Origin of the sequence: Staphylococcus sp. HMSC069E10, assembly GCF_001809205.1 — a bacterium.
Classification (GTDB): domain Bacteria; phylum Bacillota; class Bacilli; order Staphylococcales; family Staphylococcaceae; genus Staphylococcus; species Staphylococcus hominis.
Genome location: NZ_KV796488.1, coordinates 1 through 466 on the forward strand (window position 1 = coordinate 1; position 466 = coordinate 466).

At 34.3% G+C, this 466-nt stretch carries 1 protein-coding gene; it reads right to left on the reverse strand.

Features of this window, described 5'->3' with window-relative positions:
- On the reverse strand, positions 1-466 hold a 466-nt coding region (locus HMPREF2561_RS07030; RefSeq protein ID WP_070468585.1), incomplete at both ends, for an IS6-like element IS257 family transposase.

The window sequence follows — 466 nt, forward strand, 5'->3', positions numbered from 1 at the left end:
CTAATTTCGTGGCATGGCGAAAATCCGTAGATCTGAAGAGACCTGCGGTTCTTTTTATATAGAGCGTAAATACATTCAATACCTTTTAAAGTATTCTTTGCTGTATTGATACTTTGATACCTTGTCTTTCTTACTTTAATATGACGGTGATCTTGCTCAATGAGGTTATTCAGATATTTCGATGTACAATGACAGTCAGGTTTAAGTTTAAAAGCTTTAATTACTTTAGCCATTGCTACCTTCGTTGAAGGTGCCTGATCTGTAATTACCTTTTGAGGTTTACCAAATTGTTTAATGAGACGTTTGATAAACGCATATGCTGAATGATTATCTCGTTGCTTACGCAACCAAATATCTAATGTATGTCCCTCTGCATCAATGGCACGATATAAATAGCTCCATTTTCCTTTTATTTTGATGTACGTCTCATCAATACGCCATTTGTAATAAGCTTTTTTATGCTTTT